This is a genomic window from Actinoalloteichus caeruleus, assembly GCF_049311605.1.
Taxonomy (GTDB): domain Bacteria; phylum Actinomycetota; class Actinomycetes; order Mycobacteriales; family Pseudonocardiaceae; genus Actinoalloteichus_B; species Actinoalloteichus_B caeruleus.
Window position 1 is genome coordinate 1,547,085 of the sequence record NZ_CP186005.1, and the last position, 20,971, is coordinate 1,568,055.

19 protein-coding genes and 1 riboswitch are annotated in these 20,971 nt (G+C 72.8%); of the genes, 5 read left to right on the plus strand and 14 right to left on the minus strand.

Annotated features, from left to right (window positions below):
* Together ACOJVX_RS07025 and ACOJVX_RS07030 are read right to left on the minus strand one after the other, a co-directional pair.
* On the minus strand, positions 1-1,722 hold the full coding sequence (locus tag ACOJVX_RS07025; protein ID WP_103055579.1) for a dihydroxyacetone kinase family protein: 1,722 nt from the start codon (positions 1,720-1,722) through the stop codon (positions 1-3).
* Positions 1,723-1,795: 73 nt separating this feature from the next.
* Positions 1,796-3,175, minus strand: a complete 1,380-nt coding sequence (locus ACOJVX_RS07030; RefSeq protein WP_035275495.1) for an MFS transporter — start codon at positions 3,173-3,175, stop codon at positions 1,796-1,798.
* A 324-nt stretch (positions 3,176-3,499) separates the two neighbouring features.
* Here ACOJVX_RS07030 and ACOJVX_RS07035 point away from each other — a divergent pair, with 324 nt between their 5' ends.
* Positions 3,500-4,288, plus strand: coding sequence for an HpcH/HpaI aldolase family protein (locus ACOJVX_RS07035; RefSeq protein ID WP_016699718.1), 789 nt, complete (start codon positions 3,500-3,502; stop codon positions 4,286-4,288).
* A 70-nt stretch (positions 4,289-4,358) separates the two neighbouring features.
* The gene (locus ACOJVX_RS07040; RefSeq protein ID WP_016699719.1) at positions 4,359-5,114 is read left to right on the plus strand and encodes a FadR/GntR family transcriptional regulator; all 756 of its coding nucleotides are present in this window, start codon (positions 4,359-4,361) and stop codon (positions 5,112-5,114) included.
* Positions 5,115-5,168: 54 nt separating this feature from the next.
* Here ACOJVX_RS07040 and ACOJVX_RS07045 read toward each other — a convergent pair whose 3' ends face one another.
* Positions 5,169-7,430, minus strand: coding sequence for an MMPL family transporter (locus tag ACOJVX_RS07045; protein ID WP_418153977.1), 2,262 nt, complete (start codon positions 7,428-7,430; stop codon positions 5,169-5,171).
* Between the two features lie 254 nt (positions 7,431-7,684).
* Here ACOJVX_RS07045 and ACOJVX_RS07050 point away from each other — a divergent pair, with 254 nt between their 5' ends.
* The gene (locus ACOJVX_RS07050; RefSeq protein WP_016699721.1) at positions 7,685-8,419 is read left to right on the plus strand and encodes a TetR/AcrR family transcriptional regulator; all 735 of its coding nucleotides are present in this window, start codon (positions 7,685-7,687) and stop codon (positions 8,417-8,419) included.
* Between the two features lie 314 nt (positions 8,420-8,733).
* On the opposite strand, the gene ACOJVX_RS07055 is transcribed toward ACOJVX_RS07050, so the two are convergent.
* Complete coding sequence (locus tag ACOJVX_RS07055) at positions 8,734-9,162, minus strand: hypothetical protein (RefSeq protein WP_016699722.1); 429 nt, start codon at positions 9,160-9,162, stop codon at positions 8,734-8,736.
* A gap of 297 nt (positions 9,163-9,459) precedes the next feature.
* Between ACOJVX_RS07055 and ACOJVX_RS07060 the strand changes: the two genes are divergently transcribed.
* Both ACOJVX_RS07060 and ACOJVX_RS07065 read left to right on the plus strand, forming a co-directional pair.
* Positions 9,460-10,356 (plus strand): helix-turn-helix domain-containing protein, encoded by an 897-nt coding sequence (locus ACOJVX_RS07060; protein ID WP_155886089.1) that lies wholly within the window; start codon positions 9,460-9,462, stop codon positions 10,354-10,356.
* A complete protein-coding gene (locus ACOJVX_RS07065; protein ID WP_418153978.1) occupies positions 10,307-10,525 on the plus strand; it encodes a DUF397 domain-containing protein in 219 nt (72 codons plus the stop codon). The genes ACOJVX_RS07060 and ACOJVX_RS07065 overlap by 50 nt, the downstream gene beginning before the upstream one ends.
* A gap of 231 nt (positions 10,526-10,756) precedes the next feature.
* On the opposite strand, the gene ACOJVX_RS07070 is transcribed toward ACOJVX_RS07065, so the two are convergent.
* The 10 genes from ACOJVX_RS07070 to ACOJVX_RS07115 form a co-directional block, all read right to left on the minus strand.
* The gene (locus ACOJVX_RS07070) at positions 10,757-11,596 is read right to left on the minus strand and encodes an alpha/beta fold hydrolase (protein ID WP_026418419.1); all 840 of its coding nucleotides are present in this window, start codon (positions 11,594-11,596) and stop codon (positions 10,757-10,759) included.
* Positions 11,597-11,714: 118 nt separating this feature from the next.
* A complete protein-coding gene (locus tag ACOJVX_RS07075) occupies positions 11,715-13,454 on the minus strand; it encodes a class I adenylate-forming enzyme family protein (protein WP_026418420.1) in 1,740 nt (579 codons plus the stop codon).
* Positions 13,455-13,563: 109 nt separating this feature from the next.
* A complete protein-coding gene (locus tag ACOJVX_RS07080) occupies positions 13,564-14,541 on the minus strand; it encodes a zinc-binding dehydrogenase (protein WP_026418421.1) in 978 nt (325 codons plus the stop codon).
* Between the two features lie 79 nt (positions 14,542-14,620).
* Positions 14,621-15,469 (minus strand): ABC transporter ATP-binding protein, encoded by an 849-nt coding sequence (locus ACOJVX_RS07085; RefSeq protein WP_422647352.1) that lies wholly within the window; start codon positions 15,467-15,469, stop codon positions 14,621-14,623.
* A gap of 27 nt (positions 15,470-15,496) precedes the next feature.
* On the minus strand, positions 15,497-16,276 hold the full coding sequence (locus tag ACOJVX_RS07090; protein ID WP_026418423.1) for an ABC transporter permease: 780 nt from the start codon (positions 16,274-16,276) through the stop codon (positions 15,497-15,499).
* Positions 16,273-17,115, minus strand: coding sequence for an ABC transporter permease (locus ACOJVX_RS07095; protein ID WP_026418424.1), 843 nt, complete (start codon positions 17,113-17,115; stop codon positions 16,273-16,275). The genes ACOJVX_RS07090 and ACOJVX_RS07095 overlap by 4 nt, the downstream gene beginning before the upstream one ends.
* On the minus strand, positions 17,112-18,128 hold the full coding sequence (locus ACOJVX_RS07100) for an ABC transporter substrate-binding protein (RefSeq protein ID WP_051313820.1): 1,017 nt from the start codon (positions 18,126-18,128) through the stop codon (positions 17,112-17,114). Before ACOJVX_RS07100 ends, ACOJVX_RS07095 begins: the two co-directional genes overlap by 4 nt.
* Positions 18,129-18,193: 65 nt before the next feature.
* On the minus strand, positions 18,194-19,066 hold the full coding sequence (locus ACOJVX_RS07105; RefSeq protein ID WP_422647353.1) for a VOC family protein: 873 nt from the start codon (positions 19,064-19,066) through the stop codon (positions 18,194-18,196).
* Between the two features lie 241 nt (positions 19,067-19,307).
* Positions 19,308-19,419, minus strand: a riboswitch (SAM riboswitch).
* 107 nt (positions 19,420-19,526) lie between these two features.
* Positions 19,527-19,991 carry a PaaI family thioesterase gene (locus tag ACOJVX_RS07110; protein ID WP_418153986.1) on the minus strand — a complete coding sequence of 155 codons (465 nt, stop codon included), beginning with the start codon at positions 19,989-19,991 and terminating at the stop codon, positions 19,527-19,529.
* Between the two features lie 280 nt (positions 19,992-20,271).
* Complete coding sequence (locus ACOJVX_RS07115) at positions 20,272-20,826, minus strand: hypothetical protein (RefSeq protein ID WP_418153987.1); 555 nt, start codon at positions 20,824-20,826, stop codon at positions 20,272-20,274.
* Positions 20,827-20,971: the final 145 nt, after the last annotated feature.

Consider the following 20,971-nt stretch of genomic DNA (forward strand, 5'->3'; position numbering starts at 1 on the left):
CTAGTCGGGGAGCACGTCGCGGACGGCCCGCACGATCAGGGCCAGTGACACCGCGCCCGCGTCGGGCGTGCCCACGCTGCGTTCGGCCAGCGGCCGGGCCCGGCCCATCCGGGGGACCAGGTCGGCCGTGCCCTCGGCCGCCCGTCCGGCCGCCTCGGCGGCGGCCTCCCACGCGGCACCGAGGGCGTCCCCGGCCTCGACCCGGCTGGACAGGGCCTCGGCGAAGGGCACCAGGACGTCAACCATCGTCTTGTCACCGACGACCGCCCCGCCCAGGCGCATGACGTCCTCCGACGCGGCGCGGACCCCGGCGGCGACCGCCTGCGCGGAGGGCCGCTGCTCGTCGCCGACCACGGCGGCCAGCGACCGCAGGGCCACGCCCCACAATGCGCCGGAGGTGCCGCCGGCCTCGTCGGCCCAGGCGTCGGCCGCCCTGGCCAGCAGCGTCCCGGCCCCCGCGTCCCTCGCGGCGGCCTCCTCCGCCGCCCGCAGGCCACCGGCCGCTCCCCGGCGCATCCCGATGCCGTGGTCCCCGTCACCGGCCACCGCGTCGATGCGCCCCAACTCCTCGGCGTGTTCCTCGACGGTGTCCCGCACGGCGGCCAGGGCGGCCAGCGCGGTGCGGGCCGAGGCCCGGGACTCCTCGCTGGCGGGCGGGACGACGTCCTGGGCCAGGTCGGGGATCTCGTCGTCGTCCGCGCCCTCGACCCTGGGCACCGAGCCCTTGCGGTGGGCGGGGCTGTCGGCCGGGGCCGTCCACAGCGGTTCCAGCTCGTCGGTCAACCAGAACAGGGTGAGGGAGGCTCCGGCCATGTCGAAGCTGGTGACGAGTTCGCCGACCTCCGGGTCGACGACCTCCAGGCCGGCCCGGTCGAGCAGCTGGGCGACCCGCCGGTAGACGACGAACAGCTCCTCGTACTTCACCGAACCCAGGCCGGAGAGGATGACGCCGACGCGCTGTCCCCTGGGGGTGTCGACGCCTGGGGGGAGTTCGGCGAGCAGGGTGGAGACGAACAGTTCGGCGAGTTCGTCGGCGGTCGGCATCGGCTGCTCGCCGATACCTGGTTCCCCGTGGATGCCCAGTCCGACGGCCATCCGGCCGGCGGGAACCGTGAACAGCGGTTCGGTGGAGCCGGGCAGGGTGCAGCCGTCGAAGGCCACCCCGAAGGACCGCGTGCGGTCGTTGGCCAGCCGCGCCAGCCGGGCCACCTCCGCGAGGGGGAGGCCGGCGTCGGCCGCGGCCGAGGCGACCTTGAACACGGCGAGGTCGCCGGCGACGCCACGTCGGCGGTCCCGGTCCCGTGCCGGGGCGCTGGAGACGTCATCGGTGACCGGTACCGCCTCGCAGGGAATGCCCTCGTCGAGCAGCCGCTGCCTGGCCTGGCCGAAGTGCAGGACGTCCCCGGCGTAGTTGCCGAAGGACAGCAGCACCCCGCCGCCGCTGTCGGCGGCCCTGGCCACGGCGTGCACCTGCTGGGCGGACGGGGAGGCGAAGACGTTGCCCACGGCGGCGCCGTGCGCCATGCCCTGTCCCACCAGCCCGGCGAAGGCCGGGTAGTGGCCGGAGCCGCCACCGACGACGACGGCCACGTTCCCCGGGACCCGGGGGGTGGCGCGGATGACGCCGCCGGGGACGCGGCGCACCCAACGGCGGTGGGCGGCCACGAAGCCCTCCAGGGACTCCTCGGCGAAGTCGGACGGGTCGTTGAACAGTCGAGTCATCTGCTGGCGGCCTCCGGACCGCGGGGAACGAGAGGCGGGCGGGCGGTGGCCGGCCCCGCCCGGCTCGGGTCGGTCAGTGCCCGCCGGCGCGGGTCGAGGTGGGGGCGTCGTCGTCCACGGTTCCGTCGACCACGGGGTCCACGGCGCCCCGCCTGCTCAGGGCCACCATCAGCACGCCGGAGAGCACCATCAGCCCGCCGACCACGAACATGGGGACGACGTACGAGCCGGTGAGGTCGTTGAGGAAACCGGTCACGTAGCTGGCGGCGAAGCCCGCGATGTTGCCCAGGGTGTTGATCAGCGCGATGCCGGCGGCCGCGGCCGCCCCGGTGAGGAACCGGGAGGGCACGGTCCAGAAGTTCGGCAGCGCCGCGAAGATCGCGCAGGCGGTGACGGTGATCACCGCGACGGTGGCGGCCGGGGAGTTCATGAACAACGCCAGCGGGATGCTCAGACCACCGACGACGGCGGGGACCGCGATGTGCCAGGTCTGGACGCCCCTCCTGGTGGCGTCCCGCGACCACAGGTAGAGGACGACGGCCGCCGGCAGGTAGGGGATCGCGGTGATCAGGCCCCGCTGGAAGACGTCGAAGGTCGTGCCGAACTGCTCCTCGAACCCGCTGATGATGGTGGGCAGGAAGAACGCCAGGGCGTAGAGGCCGTAGATGAAGCCGAAGTAGATGACGGCCAGCACCCACACCCGGCCGTTGGTGAACGCCGCCTTCATGCTGTGGCCCTGGCCGTCACCACCGGCGGACTTGGCCTTCGCTTCCTTGTCGAGGGCGGTGGTCAGCCACGTCTGCTCCTCCTTGGTCAGCCACTTCGCGTCGGCCGGCCGGTCGGGCAGGTAGAACCAGGTGATCACGCCGACGATGACGGCGGGCAGCGCGACGCAGAGGAACATGAAGCGCCAGCCCTCCAGGCCGAAGAACACGCCGTGCTGCTCGATGAGCGCTCCGGCCAGCGGCGCGCCGATGACCGTGGTCAGCGGCTGGGCCAGGTAGAACAGGGCGAGGATCTTGCCGCGGTGCTTGGTCGGCACCCAGAGGCTCAGGAAGAGGATCGCGCCGGGGAAGAAGCCCGCCTCGGCGACACCGAGCAGGAACCGCAGCACGTACAGCTGCTCGGCGTTCTGCACCCAGGTGAACAGCAGCGCGACGACGCCCCAGCTGACCATGATGCGGGCGAGCCAGCGCCGCGCGCCCACCTTGTGCAGGGCGATGTTGCTCGGGACCTCCAACACGATGTAGCCGATGAAGAAGACGCCGGAGGCGAAGCCGAACTGGGCCGCTGTCAGGGCCAGGTCGTCGTTCATCCCGTTGGGCCCGGCGAAGGAGATCGCCGTCCGGTCCAGGTAGTTGATGAAGAACATCAGGGCGACGAACGGCACGAGTCGGACGGCGACCTTGCGGATCGCCGAGCGCTCGACGGACGCGGTTGAGGCGGTGTCCACGCTGACTCCTCGGATTCACCGAACTCCCACGTTCGGCGGTGAACTCTGCCCGCTGCTGATCCCCCATCCGGGCTAGACGCAGCAGCGCGGAACGGCTGAGCACACGTTAGCCCTTCTTCGGAAATTGGTCACCGGTTGACCACCTTGAATTTTCACCGGATCGGTTTAGTAGGCCGTGACGGTGAGTCACGTCACTTTCGCCGGCTCCCGGCGGCGACCGGTCAACTGGTTGGTTGCCCTTCCGGGCGAGCGGTGGTTTGCTGGGCCGCGCCGCACGGCACGACCCGCTGACCAGCCCAACGACGGAGCTAAGGTGGCCCGCTCATGACCCTCGACGTGATCGACAGGGCGCGGGCCGGGCAGGTGGCCCTGGGCACCTTCGTCTTCGAGTTCGACTCCAACGGCATCGGTCGCCTCGCCGCTGGCGCGGGCGCGGAGTTCGTCGTCTTCGACGCCGAGCACACCGGCTGGGGCTGGGAGACCATCGGCCGCCTGCTGGCCACGACCCGCCCGGCCGGGATCCCCGCCTGGGTCCGGGTGCCCTCCGCCGAGGACCGCAGCGCGGTGAGCCGCGCGCTCGACCTCGGCGCGCGGGGGGTGATGGCGCCGATGGTGGAGTCCGAGGAGGCGGCGCGCCGCCTGGTGGCCTGGTCGGCCTACCCGCCGCGCGGTGTGCGGGGCGCGGCCTTCGGCATCGCGCACGACGACTACGTCGCCGGCGACTTCCTCGACACGATCGCCAGGGCGAACGACGACACCGTCGTGATCGCGCAGATCGAGACCGTGGCCGGGTTGGAGGAGGTCGAGCGGATCGCCGCCGTCGACGGCCTGGACGTGCTGTGGGTGGGTCACTTCGACCTGACGAACTCGATGGGGATCCCCGGGCGGTTCGACCACCCCGACTACCTGGCGGCCCTCGACCGGGTCGCCTCGGCCGCCGCCGACCACGGCAAGCTCGCCGGTTTCATGCCCACCAGCGTTCCCCAGGCCACCGACCTCGTCGAGCGCGGTTTCCGGCTGCTCGCCTACGGCGGTGACCTGTGGATCTACCAGAAGGCACTCGCCACCGACCTCGGAGCGATCCGCTCCGCGACCGATTCAGGAAGGACGTGAGTGGTGTGATCGACGCCGTCACCACCACGCTGCTCCCCCGCCGACCCGCCCGGTCAGGACGGGGCCGGCCATGACGCCCGAGACGACGCAGCCACGGTTCGAGGAGCTGCTGCGGCCGGTGGCCCGCGAGTCCACCGTCAGCGAGGTCGCGAAGCGGCTGCTGGACCAGCTCGCCGAAGGCCGCCTCGCGCCCGGAACCCGGTTGCCCTCCGAGCGGGTGTTGGCCGAGGCCCTCGACGTCGGGCGGTCCACCGTGCGCGGTGCCCTCTCCGCGCTGGACATCCTCGGGATCATCGAGATCAAGCCGGGGTCCGGTTCCTACGTGCGGCAGACGACCTCCGACCTGTTGCCCCAGACCATCAACTGGGGGTTGATGCTCGGTCAGCCCCGGACCCACGACCTGGTGGAGGTGCGCCAGTTCCTGGAGGTCATCACCGCCCAGCTGGCCGCCACCAGGGCGTTGGACGAGGACATCGACCGCCTGGAGAAGCACCTGCGGCGGATGGAGGAGGCCGTCGACGACGTGCCCACCTTCGTCGAGGCCGACGTGGCCTTCCACCTCGAGACCGCCGAGATCGCCAGGAACTCCGTCCTCAGCGACATCCTGCACAGCGTGCGGTCCCTGCTCCAGGTGTGGGTGGCCCGCGCGGTGCGGGCCGACGGCACCACCGCCACCACCCTCGCCGAGCACACCGCCGTCTTCGAGGCCATCCGGTCCCGCGACCCGGAGGCGGCCGGAGCGGCGATGCGGGCGCACATGGACTCGGCCAGCGGTCGGCTGCGGCGATCGTTGGTGAGCCCGGAGGCGGGCGCGGAAGCCAGCTGAGCGGCTCGGGGGCCGGTCGGCCGTGACGACCGACCCCCGGCACCTGCTGCCGGGTCAGACCGACTCGCGCAGCCCGATCCGGTCGTGCAGCCGCCGCAGCGGCGCGGGCGCCCACCAGTTGGCCCGGCCCGCCAGTCGCATGAACGCCGGGACCAGCACCGCCCGGATCAGGGTGGTGTCCACCAGGATCGCGACGGCGACCCCCACCCCCAGCATCTGGATGTACATCACGCCGGCCGAGGCGTAGGCGGCGAAGGACGCGGCGAGGATCAACCCGGCGGCGGTGATCAGCGGGGCGCTGCGCTGCATGCCCACCGCGACGGCCGCGTCGTTGTCCCCGGTGCGGTCGTACTCCTCCTTGATCCGGGACAGCATGAACACCTCGTAGTCCATCGACAGCCCGTAGGCCACGCAGAACATCAGGATCGGGATGCTCGGTTCCAGCGAACCGGTGGCGGTGAACCCGAGCGCCCCGGCCAGGTTGCCCTCCTGGAACACCCACACCAGGGCACCGAACATCACCGACAGGCTCAGCAGGTTCAGCACCGTCGCCTTCACCGGGAGCAGCAGGCTGCCGGTCATCAGGAACAGGATCGCGAAGGTGACCAGCAGGATCAGCGCGAGCACGAGCGGAAGCCGCTCGACCACGGTGGACCGGTAGTCGGCGAGTTCGGCCGGGTAGCCGCCGACCAGCACCTCCGAGGGGGCGGGCACGTCGCGAACCCGCTCGACCAGCCCGGTCGCGTCCTCCTCCAGCCCCTCCAGGTCGGGTACCGCCGACAGCCAGGTGGCGTCCTCGCCGGCGAAGCGTTCCGGCTCGGCCTGGTCGGTGGCCACCAACTGGCCGTCCTCGTGGGAGCCGGCGAGGGAATCGACCCTGGCCACCCCGGGCACCTCGGACAGGCGCGCCGCGTAGTCGGCGAGTTCCGGTCCCCCGGCGGCCAGCGGGCCGGCGTCGGGCAGCACGACCTGGAGCGCGTCGACCTCCTCGGCGGCGAACTCCGAGCGCACCACCTCCTGGACCTGCCGGCTCCCGGTCTCCGGGGGCAGGATCCGATCGTCGGGGAGGCCGAACCGGAGGCCGAGCGCGGGGGCGCCCAGGGCGAGGAGCGCGACGACGGCCACGCCGCCGAAGAGCACCGGTCGCCGCATGACCGCGGTCGCCGCCCGGTACCAGCGGCCGGCGGTTCCGGGCAGGGCGGCCTCGGGGCCGACCGGGGCCGGTGCCGTCCTCGCCCGTCCGGCGACCCGGTGCCCGAGGGAGGCGAGCACCGCCGGCAGCACGACGAGGGCGCCGACCAGCCCGCCGGCGACGATCGCGACGCCCGCGTAGGCGAAGGACCGGAGGAAGTCGAAGGGCAGGACCAGCAGGACCACCAGCGAGGCCGCGACGGTCACCCCGCTGAACACGACCGTCCGGCCCGCCGTGTCCAGCGTCCGCGCCGTCGCCTCGGAGACGGAGGCCCCGGCGCTCAGCTCCTCGCGGAAGCGGTGGATCACGATCAGCCCGTAGTCGACGCCCAGGCCGAGCCCCATCGCGAGGGTCAGGTTCAGGGCGAAGGTGGAGACCTCGCTGAACAGCAGCGGAATCCGTAGGAGCGACAGGGCCACCAGCATGGCCAGCACCCCGACGGCCAGGGGCAGCAGCGCCACCAGCGCGCTGCGCAGCACCAGTACGAGCAGCACGAAGACGAGCGGGAAGATGATGAGTTCGGCGCGGACGAAGTCCGACCTGGCCTCGGCGCCCGCGTCGCGGAACACCTGTTCCCCGCCGCCGATGCGGACGGAGGCCAGGTCGTCGTCACGGTCGAAGCGTTCGGTGAGCCCGGGGAGCACGGTGGAACGCACGTGGTCGGCGTCCCCGGGGATCCGGGCGACCACGAGCGCGTGCCGCCCGTCGCGGCTGGCCAGGGTGTTCGCCCCGCCTCGGGTCCAGTAGGAGTAGGCCTCGGCGACGCCGTCGTGGTCGGCGAGTTCGCCGGTCAGGTCCAGGCCGTACTCCCGCATCTCGGCGGTGGAGACGTCCCCGGACTCGGGGGTGACCAACAGGATGAGGTCGGGGCTGCCGGTGTCGAAGCGCTCGGCCAGCACCCGGCCGGCCTGGTCGGACTCCGAGCCGGGGGCCTCGAACCTCGACAGGGCGAAGGACCCGACGGCGGTGGCGCCGAGCACGCCGCTGAGCACGGTCAACGCGAGGCTCGCCCACAGCACCCGGTGCCGGTGGTGGGCGAGCCACCGTCCCAACCGGTGGAGCGGGCCAGGTGCGGGATTCGTCGGGTGACGGCGGGGAGCGGGGGTGTCGAGCGCGGTGCTCACCGGCGACCTCCCCGCTGGAACCCGGTGGTGGAGGACGGGCGTGGTCCTCGGTGCGCGTCGGGAGCCGCCTCGGTGCGGAGTGGGGTGGCGGGCTCGGCTGAACGGCCGCCGCCGTCGTGGTGGGGCACGGGCTTCGGTCCTCCGGTTAGGCTGGAAGCAGACCACGAATGCGAATCAAGACTCGTATTTGTGGGGGTGGACGCAAATTACAAGCGATCACTCGTGTTTGCAAGTCGTCGTGCGCGAGGAGGGACATGCCACGGGATCGAGCCGCCCGGCCGGCCGGTGACGCGGGGGCCGAGCGCGGCGCCGGGACGGCGGGCCGGGCCGAGGCCGGCGGGGTGCGCCGGCAGGCCAGGGGGCTGGCGCGGATGGCCGCCATCCTCGACGCGGCCGAGGAGGTCATCTCCGAGGTCGGCTACGCGGAGGCGACGACCAACGCGATCGCCGCCAGGGCCGGCGTCTCACCCGGCACCCTGTACCAGTTCTTCCGGAACAAGGACCAGGTGGTCGAGGAGCTGGCCGTGCGCTACGGCGAACGCCTCCGGGAGTTCTGGGCCGCCAGGACGACGCCGGAGTCGGCCGGGCGTCCGCTGCCCGAACTGGTGGACGGCCTGCTCGACGCGGTCCTCGCCTTCAAGGTCTCCCAGCCCGCCTTCTGGCCCCTGTTCTACGGTTCCGCGCTCCCCGACCAGCTCGCCGCCGTCGCCGCGGGGCTCCAGCAGGGCACGGTGGAGCGGATCGCGGGCTTCTTCGGCGACCGGTGCCCCGAGCTCACCAGGGAGCGGCGCGAGCTGCTGGCGACGATGACGGTGGGCACGGTGCGCACCATGATGCCGATGCTCCTCGGCGCGGACGAGGCGAGGCGCCGGGAACTCCTCACCGAGATCAAGGCGATGTTGGTCCGCTACCTGGGTCCGGCGATCGGCGTCGAGGGGCGGGCGGCCGTCGGCGACCCGGCGGGGGAACGCGCGACCGCCACCGACTGACGGGGCTACCGCGTCGCCCCCGCCCGTGAGCACGTCCTCCGGAGTGGGTTCGTCGGCGCGCCCCTGGGGCGAGGGACGGTCCGGGGGAGCGCCTCCGTTCCGGCCCCGGCGATGCGGGGGGCGTGGGAGGCCACCCCGAACGCGAGCACGCGGGTCAGGGGCACGGCGGGAACGGGTGGTGCCGCCCGGTTCTCCCCGGCGGCACCCGCCGGTGCGTGGGCCCGGTCGGCCTCCGCCGACCCGGGCCGCGTCGAGCGCGGGCCGTGCCCGCTGGCGCGGACTGACGCGGGGCCGCGTCATCCGCCCCGGTGACCTCAGGGCAGGCGTTCCCGGATGATCTCCGCCCCCGCCGTCAGCAGTTCGGCGAGGGATGACGCGGCGGCCGAGTCGAAACCGATCCGCCAGTCGGGAGCCCGCTGCCCGACCAGGTGCACGATCACCCCGTCGTCATGCCGGGCTGGGGAGAGCGCGAGCAGGCACGAGTCCCCGTGCTGGCGGAGGACCGCGAAGTGCTCGGTGTCCCGGGACCTGATCGCCGCCGCGATCGCCCGCGCGGTGTCGCGGGAGACGCCGATGGTGCCCAGGGTGGTGGAGGCGAGGCGGACGATCACCACCGTCCGGTACTCGTCCAGCTCCACCTGGGCGGTCGAGCACTGTTGCCGGTCCAGGTCCCAGCCGAGGACGCGGTGGTACCACTGGTGCCTGATGTGGGCGGGGGCGGGCGAGAGGTCGAGGGTCGTCATTCCTGGCTGCTCCGTCCACTGGGAGGTCTCGGCTTCGCGGGACGCGCCCGGAGCCCCGGTGCTCGTGCCCGTCGCCCGTCCCTCCGACCCCGGGGCCCCGGGCGGTCAGGGCTCGACGCACCATGGGCGGACGCGGAGTCGGCTCCCTGCCCGCGCGCCCGGGACACGGGCCGACCGCGGTCCCCTCCGAAGGTCGAGAGACGAGCGTATTGCCAATACTTTCGCGTATTGACAATACGAGCAACTCCCTGAACGGGCGTATTGGTGCCGGTGGCGCCCCTCTTTAGGGTGATCGACATGGCAAGCACCCCCTATCGAGCACAGGCGCGGGCGCTGGGCGCCGAACTGCGCCAGCTCCGTGCCGCGGCACGGTTGACCGCGAAGGCGGTGGGCGAGGCCGTCGGCTTGTCGCAGCCCACCATCAGCCAGACGGAAACGGGCAAGAGGCTGGCCTCTCCGGAAGAGGTCGCCTCCATCCTGACCGTGCTCGGGGTGACGGGGTCGAATCGCGATCGGCTGATTCAGATGGCCCGCGACGCCCAACAACCCCGATGGCTCGCGGTCGGCGTTCCCGGACTTCCGGCTCAGGTGACGGCGATGATCGAATTCGAGCGCACCGCGGTGTCGGCCACCTCGGTCTCCGCCCTTCTGATGCCAGGGTTACTCCAAACAGAGGACTACATTCGCTCGATCATGGCCGCCTACGGTCATCCACCGAGTGAAAGGGAGTTCCGCGTCCATCTCAGGCTCAGCCGGCAGCGCGTTCTCACCGACGGTTCTCTCCAGTTCACCGCCCTCATCGACGAGGCCATCCTTCACCGGCCAGTAGGGGGAACCGAAGTGCTGGCGGGTCAACTCCGCCATCTCGTTCGGATGTCCGAGTTTCCCAACATCACCGTTCAGGTGGTTCCCGTGGGCGCTGGATACACCGCACTGCTCGAAGGATCTTTCGTGGTGCTCGAATTTCCCAAAGCGGCTCCCGTCGTGCACCTCGAACACGGGAACTCCGGAGTGTTTCTCGACGGTCAGGACGACCAAGCCGAAGTGGACGAGTTCCGCTCCTGGGCCGCTAGTCTCCAGCAGTCGGCGGTCAGTCCCTCGGATTCGCGAATACTGATCGGCGAACTGATCGAAAGGATGGAGCATGCACCACACCGTGCCACCCCGGACCCCGCTGGCGCCGGCCTGGAGTGACTGGCGCAAGTCCCGGCGGAGCGGCGGGCAGTCCGACTGCGTCGAAGTCGCCAACGGCCCCGGGGTCGTCGGTATCCGGGACACCAAGAACCGTTCGGGCGGCGTTCTCGTCGTGGACCGCGACAGCTTCGCCGCTCTGGTGGGCGCGATGAAGTCCGGGAGGCTCTGACAGACGCGCACCGCGGCCGGCCCCCGGGGTGCTCCGGGGGCCGTGCCGACGACCGCCCGCGCGGTGCCCCCGGTGCGGGAGGCGGACCGGCGGTCGGGCGGGTGTTCCCTCCCATTCCGGTCGGCGCTCGGAGGCGGCGGTCCCCGCCGGCGCGGGGGAACGGTCCCGCCGGCCGCGACCCCGCCCCCCGCCCGCCCCGCAGGCCGGATGCCCCACGTCCGGCGGCGGCCGTCACGCCCGCAGGAAGTCGAGCAACGCGGCGTTCACCTCGGCCGCGTGCGTCCACAGCAGGCCGTGCGGGGCGCCCTCCACCTCGACGTAGCGCGCCCGGGGCAGCAGCGAGTGGAAGGGGCGCGCGGTGGCGTCGATGGGCAGCACCCGGTCCGCCGTCCCGTGCACGATCAGCGCCGGCACGTCGACGCTGGGGATGTCCGAGCGGAAGTCCGTCACCCAGGTGTCGATGGCCTCGACCGAGGAGTAGGGCGAAGCCTGGGTCGCCGTGACCCAGTTGGCCCGCAACACCTCGTCGCTGACCCGATGACCCCGGTTCTCGTCGACGTTGTAGAAGTTCTGGTAGAACTCGGCGAAGTGCGCGTAGCGGTCCCGGACGGCGCCCTCCCGGATGCCGTCGAAGACGGACTGGTCCACCCCGTCCGGGTTCTCCGGCGTCCTGAGCAGGAACGGCGGCAGCCCCGAGAGGAACGCGGCGCGGGCCACGCGCTCGGACCCGTAGCTGCCCAGGTACCTGGCCACCTCACCGCTGCCCATCGAGAAGCCCACCAGGGTCACCTCGCGGAGGCCGAGGACGTGCAGCAAGCCGTTCAGGTCGGCCGCGAAGGTGTCGTAGTCGCACCCCGAGGTCGGCTTGCTCGACCTGCCGAAGCCCCGCCGGTCGTAGGCGATGACCCGGTGCCCGGCAGCCAGCAGCGGAGGGACCTGTTTCTCCCAGGACTGGCTGTCCAACGGGTACCCGTGGATGAGCACCACCGGCTTCCCGTCCTCCGGACCGTGGTCCTCGTAGTAGAGGTCGACGGTGGTGCTGTTCTCCTCGGCGACGGTCACGAAGGTCATGGCGACTGCCCTCCCGGCACGCGTGCTCGGTCCAGCCACCCGGGTACCCCGCCCGGCGACCGGCACTCCCGCGACCCGGGGTGACATCCCCGGCCCCGTCCCCGGGGCTGTCGGCCGGTCACGCGGTGGGTGGCGCGTACCGTTCCTCGGCCATCCGCACCAGCGCCGCCCGGTCCACCTTGCCGGTGGCCCCCAGCGGCAGCGCGTCCAGGAACCAGACCCGGCGGGGATGGGCGTAGGGCGCGCCGCGTTCCAGGGTGTGCCGGCGGATCTCCTCCTCCGTGATGCCCTCCGCGCGCACGAACGCCACCGGGACCTGGCCCTTCACCGGATGCGGGACGGGCACCACCGCGACCTGGGTGACCTCGGGCAGCGCGAGCACCAGCCGCTCCACCTCGGTGGGGTACACGTTCTCGCCCCCCACCTGCATCATCTCGTCCCGGCGCCCCACCACGTAGTGGTAGCCGTCCACGTCCCGCCAGGCGAGGTCACCGGTCCGCAACCACCCGTCCGGGGTGATGCGGCTGGCGGTCACCTCCGGCAGCCGGTGGTAACCGAGGGCCACGCCCGGGCTGCGGACCCAGATCTCCCCGACCTCACCCGTGCGCACCATGAAGTCCGTGCCGGCGTCGGTGCCGGCCCCATCCCTGCCCGGCACCCCCACCAACCGCACCTCGGCTCCCGGCACGGGAATCCCCGCGCTGCCGGTGCGGATCGCGTCCCTCGGCGTCGCCAGCACCTGCGGGCCGCCCTCGGTCAGACCGTAGGCCTCGACGACGGGCACCCCGAGCCCCGCGGTGATCCGGCGGCTGAACTCCTCGCTCAACGGTGCCGACCCGCAGACCACGAACCGGAGTGAGCTCAGGTCCCGGCCGAGGTGGGAGCCGCTGGCCAGCAGCATCTCGTAGGTGGCGGGAACACCGGTGGTGTAGGTGCAGCGGTGCCGTTCCACCTCGGCGGGGATGCTGCGGGGGTCGGGGTCGGTGTTGACCACCATCGTCGCGCCCGACAGCAGCGCCGGCTTGACCACGCAGATCATCGCGTTCTTGTGGTACAGGGGGGCGGTGATCAGCCCCTTCTGGTCGGGGCCCAACCGCCAGAAGTCCCGGTTCGCCCTGGCGTTCCACAGCTGCCCGCCGTGGGTCAGCAGGCACCCCTTCGGGCGACCCGTCGACCCCGAGGTGTAGGGCTGCATGCACACCTCGTCCGGCCCCACCGCGACGGGGTTCACCCCGTCGTCCAACTCGGCCATCGTCAGGGTCGTCACCGTCTCGTCCGCGCCGAGGTAGCCGGCGGCGACCAGGCCGTCGCCGTCCCCGACGCCCAACCCGAGGTCGGCGGGCGCCGGCGGATCGGCCAGCTCCCGGACCGACCAGCCGTCGGTGCCGTGCGACCCGACGAGCAGGGGCCGGCCGGTGGTGGCGCCGGCGCCGCTCTCCGCCACGAGCTCCGTGGCCCGGTCCACCAGCGTGTCCTGGGCCACGACCACCAGCGGTTCCGAGTCGGCGATGACGTGCGCCAGCGCGGGCGCACCGGCCCGCGTGTTCAGCGGCACCGCCACCGCGCCGAGCCGGATCGCGGCGAACAAGGTCTCCAGGTAGCGGTGGTCGTTGTGGAACAACAGCGCGACCCGGCTCGCCCGGACGACGCCGAGCCGGGCGAGCAGGTCCTGCGTTCGCCGTACCCGCCGGTCGAACTCGCGGTAGGTGAGACTCGTCTCGCCCTGCTCGACGGCCACCGCGTCCGGCGTCGACAGCACGGCGTCCGACATCAGGCGCCAACCGAGGTTGTGCTCGACGGCGGCCGGCCGCCCGCTCAGCGCGGCCCGGGGGTCACCGGTGTCCCGTGTGCCCTTCATCGCGTGGTCGGCGCGCCCGCCGCCGGGCGGGGCGCCGCACCTCCCTCCCCAGGAGTGGTGACCGACCGAGTGGCCGGGACCGGTGAACCAGGACCTGTCCGCCCGTGGGTCACGGCGTGACGATGACCTTGCCGAAGACGAGCCGTTCCTCCAGCAGCCGCTCCGCCTCGGACACCCGGTCCAACGGCAGGACCGAGTCGATGACGGGGTCCAGGGTCCCGGCGGCCACGGAGTCCAGCAGGCCCTGGAGGTCGGCCCTGCTCCACGCGTTGCTGCCCAGGATGTCCAGTTCGCGGACCCACACGTAGGGCTGGAACTGGCTGACCTCGTACCCGCTGGTCGCGCCGCAGGTCACCACGCGACCACCGGGACGGGTGGCGCGGATCGAACCGGCCCAGGTGTCCGCCCCCGTGTAGTCGACCATCACGTCGACCCCGCGCTTGCCGGTCTCCCGCCAGATGCGGGCGCTGAAGTCCTCCTCGCGGGAGTTGATCAGCACGTCCGCCCCCAGCTCGGCGAGCCGGTCCAGCTTCTCCCGCGAACTGGCGCAGGCGATCACCCGAGCGCCGATCGCCTTGGCGATCAGCACCACGCCGGTGCCAACGCCACCGGCGGCGCCCAGCACGGCGACCGTCTCCCCCGGCTGGAGCTTCGCCCTGGTCACGATCATCCGCTGGGCGGTGCCGTAGGCGATCGGCAGCGCCGCGGCCTGCTCGAAGCTCACCCCGTCGGGCAGCGGGAGCAGGTTCGCCGCCGGGACCACCGCGTACTCGGCGAGGCCGCCGGGCAGGTCCTCGCCCAACGCCTTGCCGTGCACCAGCGGGTCGACCAGCACGCGGGTGCCCTCGGCCGGACCGGTGGTGTCCGGGCCGTAACCGGCGACCTCGCCGGCGATGTCCCCACCCGAGATGTGCGGCAACGGCAGCTGCCCGCCCGCCGTGCCGTTGCGGACGAAGACGTCCAGGTGGTTCAGGCCGCAGGCGCGGACGCGGATCAGCGCCTCACCCGGGCCGGGCTCCGGGGCCGGGTGCTCCCGCACGACCCGGCACTCCGGGCCACCCCGGTCCACGATCAAAGCCGCCTTCATCCGACGTTCTCCGTTCCTCGTCGTGCGATATTCAACAGGTCTGGTGCGGGTCCGCCACGCGGCGGGCCCGCCCCTCATCTCAGGAGGCGGAGCCGACCCGCTCCGCGTCCTCCCCGGCGGATCCCGCCGCGGGCGCCGCTGTCGACGCCACTCCCGGGGGGCTACCCGCCTCGTCCCGGCGGATGCGCCGGTACACGTGCGTCCGCAGCTCCCCGAACTCGGCGAGCCGCTTGGTGGCGACCTGGTCGCGTGGCGAGGGCAGGTCGACCTCGACCAGCTCCCGCACCGAGGTGGGGGAGGGGCCCAGCACCGCGATCCGGTCGCTCAGGTACACCGACTCGTCGATGTCGTGGGTGACGAACACGATGGTGATGTCGTGCGCCTCCCGGATCCGGAGGACGAGGTCCTCCAGGTCGGCCCTGGTCTGGGCGTCGACCGAGGCGAACGGCTCGTCCATCACCAGGATCTTCGGCCGGTAGGCCAGCGCCCGGGCGATCGCCACCCGCTGCTGCATGCCGCCGGACAGCTGCCAGGGGTAGTGGTCGCCGAAGCCGGCCAACCCCACCTCGGCCAGGGCCTCGTCGGCGCGACGCTCGCGCTCGGCCCTGGGGACCCGCCGGGCCCGCAGCGGCAGCATGATGTTCTTCCGGACGGTCGACCACGGCATCAGGGACCGGCCGTACTCCTGGAACACGAGGGCCATGTCCGCCGGTGGTCCCGTCACCGGCCGGCCGTCCAACAGGACCTCGCCCGAGGTGGGGCGCAGCAGTCCCGTCATGCACTTCAGCAGCGTGGTCTTCCCGCAGCCGGAGGGGCCCACCACGGTCAGGAACTCACCGGGTCGGACGGTGAGGCTGACCTCGCCGATGGCCGGTGTCGCCCCGGCACCCGAGCCGTAGGTCTTGCTCACCGAACGCAGTTCGAGCACGAGAAACTCCCTTCCTCCGCCGTGGCCTCAGCGGGCCGAGGCGGTGTCGGCACGGGCGCCGGCGTGCCACCGCAGCAGCCGCCGCTCGACCAGGGTGAACACCAGGTTGACCAGGTAGCCCAGCACGCCGAGCAGGATGATGCCCGTCCACATGTCGAGGATGCGGAAGCCGCGCTGGGCGTCGAGCACGAAGAAGCCGATGCCGCTGGTGCTCGCCACCATCTCGCTGGTGACCATCAGGATCAGGGCCAGCGACAGGCTGGTCCTGGCACCGGCCATGATCTGCGGGGCCGCCGAGGGCAGGACCACCGACAGCAGCCTCCTGGCCCCGCTGACCTGGTACATCCGGGCGGTGTCCGCCAACGTGTGGTCCAGGCCGCGCACCCCGTCGATGGTGTTGAGCAACACCGGCCACAGGCACACCAACGCGATGATCGCGACCTTCATCAGGTCGCCGATGCCGAAGACCAGCAGCGCGAACGGCAACAGGGCGGTCGCCGGGATCGCGCGCAGGAACTCCACGATCGGCTCCGTGGCGCGCCGCCACGACGCGGACAGCCCCAGCAGCAGGCCCAGCCCCACCCCGGCGACGACCGCGATGCCGAAACCGGCGCCCAGCCGCCACAGGCTGGGCACGGCGTCGGTGACGAACCGGTCGAACAGCCACACCTCGACGAAGCGGTCCATGATGTCCCGCAGCGACGGGAAGTAGTAGGACTCGGTGCCCAGCGAGCCGAACCACCACGCGGCCAGCACCGCCGCCGTCGTCACCACGGGCAGTAGCACCCGCACCCACCGGCCGGTCACGCGACGGCCTCCCGGTGGGAGGGATGCCAGTGCAGCACCCGGCGCTCCACGGCGCGGAACGCCGCGTTCAGGCCCCAGCCGAGCAGGCCGGTGGCGATGATGAGCGCGTACATGCGGTCGGGGGCGCCCGCGGAGCGAGCGAGGTTGATCGCGCCGCCCAGCCCGGGGACGCCGATGACGAGTTCCGCCGTGACCGCCAGGATCAACGCCGTCGCCGACGCGATCCGCAGGCCCGTGGCCAGGTAGGGCACCGCCGCCGGCAGCACGATCCACCGCAGCACGCCGAACCGGCCCAGCCGGAACGCCCGCCCGGTGTCCCGGGCCACCGGGTCGGTGTCGCGGACGCCGTAGATCACCGGGATCAGCAGCTGCCAGAAGGCCGCGAAGGCCGCGAGGAACACCTTGCTGGCCGCGCCCGTGCCGATCGCGAGCACGACGAGCGGGATCAGGGCCACCGACGGGATCGGCCGGAGGAACTCCACGATCGGCCGGACCGCCGTGTACAGCAGGGGAACCGTCCCCAGCGCCAGCCCCACCGGCACCGCCAACAACACGGCGATGCCCAGCCCGGCGCCCCAGCCCTGGAGCGTCTGGCCGACCGACACCCAGAACGAGGGGTCGACGACCTGCCCGGCGAGGGCGACGAACATCTCGCTGGCCGGTGGGAAGTAGCGCGTGGGCAGCACTCCGAGCCGCGAGACCAGCTCGGCGAGCAGGAGCACGCCGAGCACCGTCACCGCGGGCAGCGCCGCGCCGGGCAGCCGGGGTCGTCCCGACCGCCCGTCGCGGGTGCCGGGGCCCGCGTGCTCGGGGCGGGTGGTGGTCGTGGGTGGTGTCATCGGCCCGTTTCCGAGGTGTTGGCGCCCGGGGCCACCAGGTCGTCGGCGTTGGGCTGCTCACTGATCAGCCCGTACCGCTCGGTCAGCTCCAGGTAGGTGCGCAGCGAGTCCACGTCCATGCCCGGCTGGAACACCGGGAGCAGCATGTCCTGGGCCTGTTCGGCCGGGATGCCGAGGCTTTCGGTCAGGACCCGCCTCGTCTCGTCCGGGTTGTCGGTGGCGAACTCCTTGGCCCGGTCCATCGCCCGGGAGAACCTCTCGATGACCTCGGTGTTCTCGGCGGCGTACTGCCGGTTCGTCACCAGGTAGCCCAGTTGGGCGTCGGGCGTGGCCTCCACGAAGTTGGACAGCACCGGGCGGGCGCCGTCCTCCTCTGCCAGGCTCAGGTGCGGTTCCAGCTGCCAGATGGCGTCGACCTCGCCGGCGAACAGGGCCGCGTTCATGTCCGGGTAGGGCATCTCGACGAAGTCGAGGCCGGAGACGTCCACACCCCTGTTCTCCAACGCGGCCTTGATCGTCACCTCGCCGATGTTGTTCAGCCCGTTGACCGCGATCGTCGTGCCCGCCAGGTCCGCCGCGTCCTGGATGGGGCTGTCACCGGCCACCAGGATCCGGGAGATGTCCTGGTCCGGGTCGCTCCCCGTCCCGGTGGTGTTGGTGACGGCCTGGAGCGGCAGCCCCTCGCCGGCGGCGACGGCCAGCGACACGGTGTTGGAGTGCCCGAACTGGTAGTCGCCTCGGACGACGCCGGGGATGATCGCCCCGCCGCTGTCCGCCAACGTGATGTCGACGTCCAGGTCCTCCTCCTCGAAGAAGCCCTGTTCCTCGGCGAGGTAGATGGAGGCGGCGTCCGGGGTGGGGATGGTGGCCACCGACAGGGAGGTCGGGCCGTCGCCGTCCCCGGCCGTGTCCCCGCCGCCGCAGGCCGCCGCGAGCAGGGCCGTCGCGAGAACGCCGGCGATACCCAGCCGGGCACGGCCCGAACGGGGGTGGCGCTGTGGTCGCATCGTCATCTGGAACCTCTCGAAGGGCGTCACGCCGGAGGGGCGTGGTGGGTGGTCGGGTGCCCGGGCCGGGGTCAGCGGTCCCGGGACGGCGCCGGCTGGCGGATCGTCAACCGGGTGTGCTCGCCGAAGAGGGCCGGTGGGAGGGTGAGCAGGACGGCGGGGGAGGCCGGGTCGGCTTCGACGGCCCGCCACGCCGCACCGGCCGAGGCCAGCGCCCGCCGAGTCCTGCCGAGGTCGGTGCTGGTCAGCTCGACCGAGGCGAGTCCAACGCTCCGGTGCGCCGAGGCGTCCTCGACGGTGTGGGCCGGTGCCCCCGTCAACCGGGGCAGCGAGTCGGCGTACCAGCGGGCCGGGGCCGAGCCCGGTCCCGGCATGCCGATGGTCAGCTCGCCGACGCCGTGCACCGCGTTGGGGTGCTCGGGTGGTTCGCCGCTGGTGGGTGAGGCTCCGTCCCACCGGATGAGGAACGGGTAGGGGCCGTCCATCCCGACACGCTCGGGGAAGAACAGCTCCCAGGACACCCGCTCACCGCCCGGGGTGGTGCGGCTCATCGACAGCCGGTGCGGCTCCGCGCGCTCCGGGGCGGCCAGCGACCCACCGTCCACGGGGGTGTTGGGGGGCAGCCGCAGCGCGTACCCGACCCAGCCGCCGCCGTCGCGGGACAACGCGCGGACCGTGCTCCGGCCCAGCTCGCTCGCGGAGGCCTCCTCCGGGTCGGTGACGGAGATCAGCTCCAGGTACTGCCCGTCGAGCACGACCAGGGCGTTCTCGGTGCCGTGCCCCGGGTGCCGGCCGCCGGGCCGGGCGTCGAAGCCCAGCGACCGGAGGTACTCGGTGGCCGAGGGCAGGTCGGCGACCGCGAGCACGAGGTGGTCGAGCACCACGGGCCCGGGCAGCGGGGAGGGCAGTCGAAGAGCGAACGGGGTGGCGTTGTCACCGGACATGGTGGGGCTCCAGGGCGGCCGTCGGGGTCAGCTGGGTGCACCATCGCCTCCCGGCGCTGTGACGGCCCGGGAGACGCCACCGACGGGGTCCGTCGGTGGCGGCTCTACCTCAGGGAGCTGCAGACGAGACCGAAGTCCACGTAGATGCGGCCGTAGAGGAGGTCCCCGACCGTCGCGGCGGCGATCGCCCGCGGGTCCGAGTGCTTCATCCGTTCCTCCACTGGCCGGGCGCTTCCGCCCTGGTCCGCACTTGCCACGACTGCTCGGGTGACCTGGTCGCTCACCCGGGGCACCCCACCGCGGCGGAGGGTTGCCGGCCAGCGAGCCGGGGCTTGGCGCTGGCACTCGTGACCACCAACGACACTAGCCACGAGATGCTTGATCCAACAACTTTCTATGACGCCGCTCACGGGTGCCGGCCGCCTTCGGCCGTCCCCTCGAGCGGCGTCGGTCCCGCTCGTCAGGAGCTGGCGCTCGCGGTGTGGTAGAGGCCGCGTCCACTGGCGACAAGCCGCCCTTGGCCGTCGTGCACGCGGGCCTCCGCCACGGCCAAGGTCCTGCCGAAGCGGATCACCTCGCCGACGGCGGTGAGGTCCTCGCCCCGCGACGCCGCCCGGTGGTAGTCCACCCGCATGTCCACGGTCGGGACGCCCCGCCCGAGGCGGGACACCAGCGCCCAGTCGGCCGTGAGGTCGACGATGGTGGCCAGGATGCCGCCGTGCGTGTAGCCGGCGTCCGGGTCGGCGACCCACTCGGGCCGCCAGGCGAAGGCCAACTCGATCCGGTCCTCGCCCACCGACAGCACCCGGAGCCCCAGCCACTCGTGGAACGGGCCCTGCCGGAGCAGGCGTTCCACCTCGGTGGGGTCCGTGGTCGGGCCGGTGCGTCGCGGGTGTTCGGAGGCCGTGTCGGCGCGGTCGGTCATGCGGCTCCTTCCAGGCGGAACGACGGGCGTCCCCGACCTGCGGGGCACCCGAGTTCGGGTCCACCACAGCAGACGGGGCGGGGGGGTGGGTGGCGGCTGTGAGCGACGCCTCCCGGCGGCGCCACCCGCCGTGATCGCGGGACGTCGCCGCGTCACCCGGAGGCGGGCGGGACGCCCGGGCCACTCACGGACCCGTCGGGCGGTGCCCCGGGACAACGCCCCGGGGAGCCCGCCGCATTCCCGTGCCCGTCCCGGGGGGCGGGAACGGTGCCGGCCGCGCCTACCGCCGCCGTTCCTGGGCCGTGGCCGTGCCGAACACCCGGGTGACCGCGGCCTCGCGCAGCCGCTCCAGCCGCGCCGCCTGGTCGAGCGACCGCCGCAGCAGCGCGTCGAGTCGCTCCGTCCCGGGCCCCGCCCCGGCCGGACCCGCGTCCTCGGCCACCGCGCGCAACGTCCGCCACGCGCTCGCCAGGGACGTCACCACCAGCAGCAGACCTTCCAGTTCCACCACCGTGCTCAACGGCGAGCGCCCGCGCAGCTGCCCGTTGAGCTTCAACCGGCCCGCCTTCTCGGCGGCCCACAGCGCCCAGGTCTTGTAGTGCGCGACCTCCGCGCCCAGCAGTCGCATGGCGTCCGCCAACCGAGCGCGGTCCTCCGCCATCTCGTCGGCCAGCCGGTCCAGTTCCGGTCCGTCGGGGGAGGACACCTCGGCCTTCGCCAGCCGCCGGGCCAGCTCCACGGCGGCGGTCGCCCCGGCGAGGTGGTCGTTCAGGTAGATGGCCAGCAGCCTGGACCGCTGGTTTGGCGGTGCCGGCTGATCGCTCCGCTCGGTCATGGTCCCCTCCCGAGGGCCGGTGGCCCTGACGAACACGTGGCACCAGGGGGCTACCCGGTGCCGGTGCGCTCATACCGTCGGTGGCGGGGCAGGGGGTCGCCGAGTCGAGCCCGGGCGGCCGCCGACCACCCTGCGTAGTGAGGTT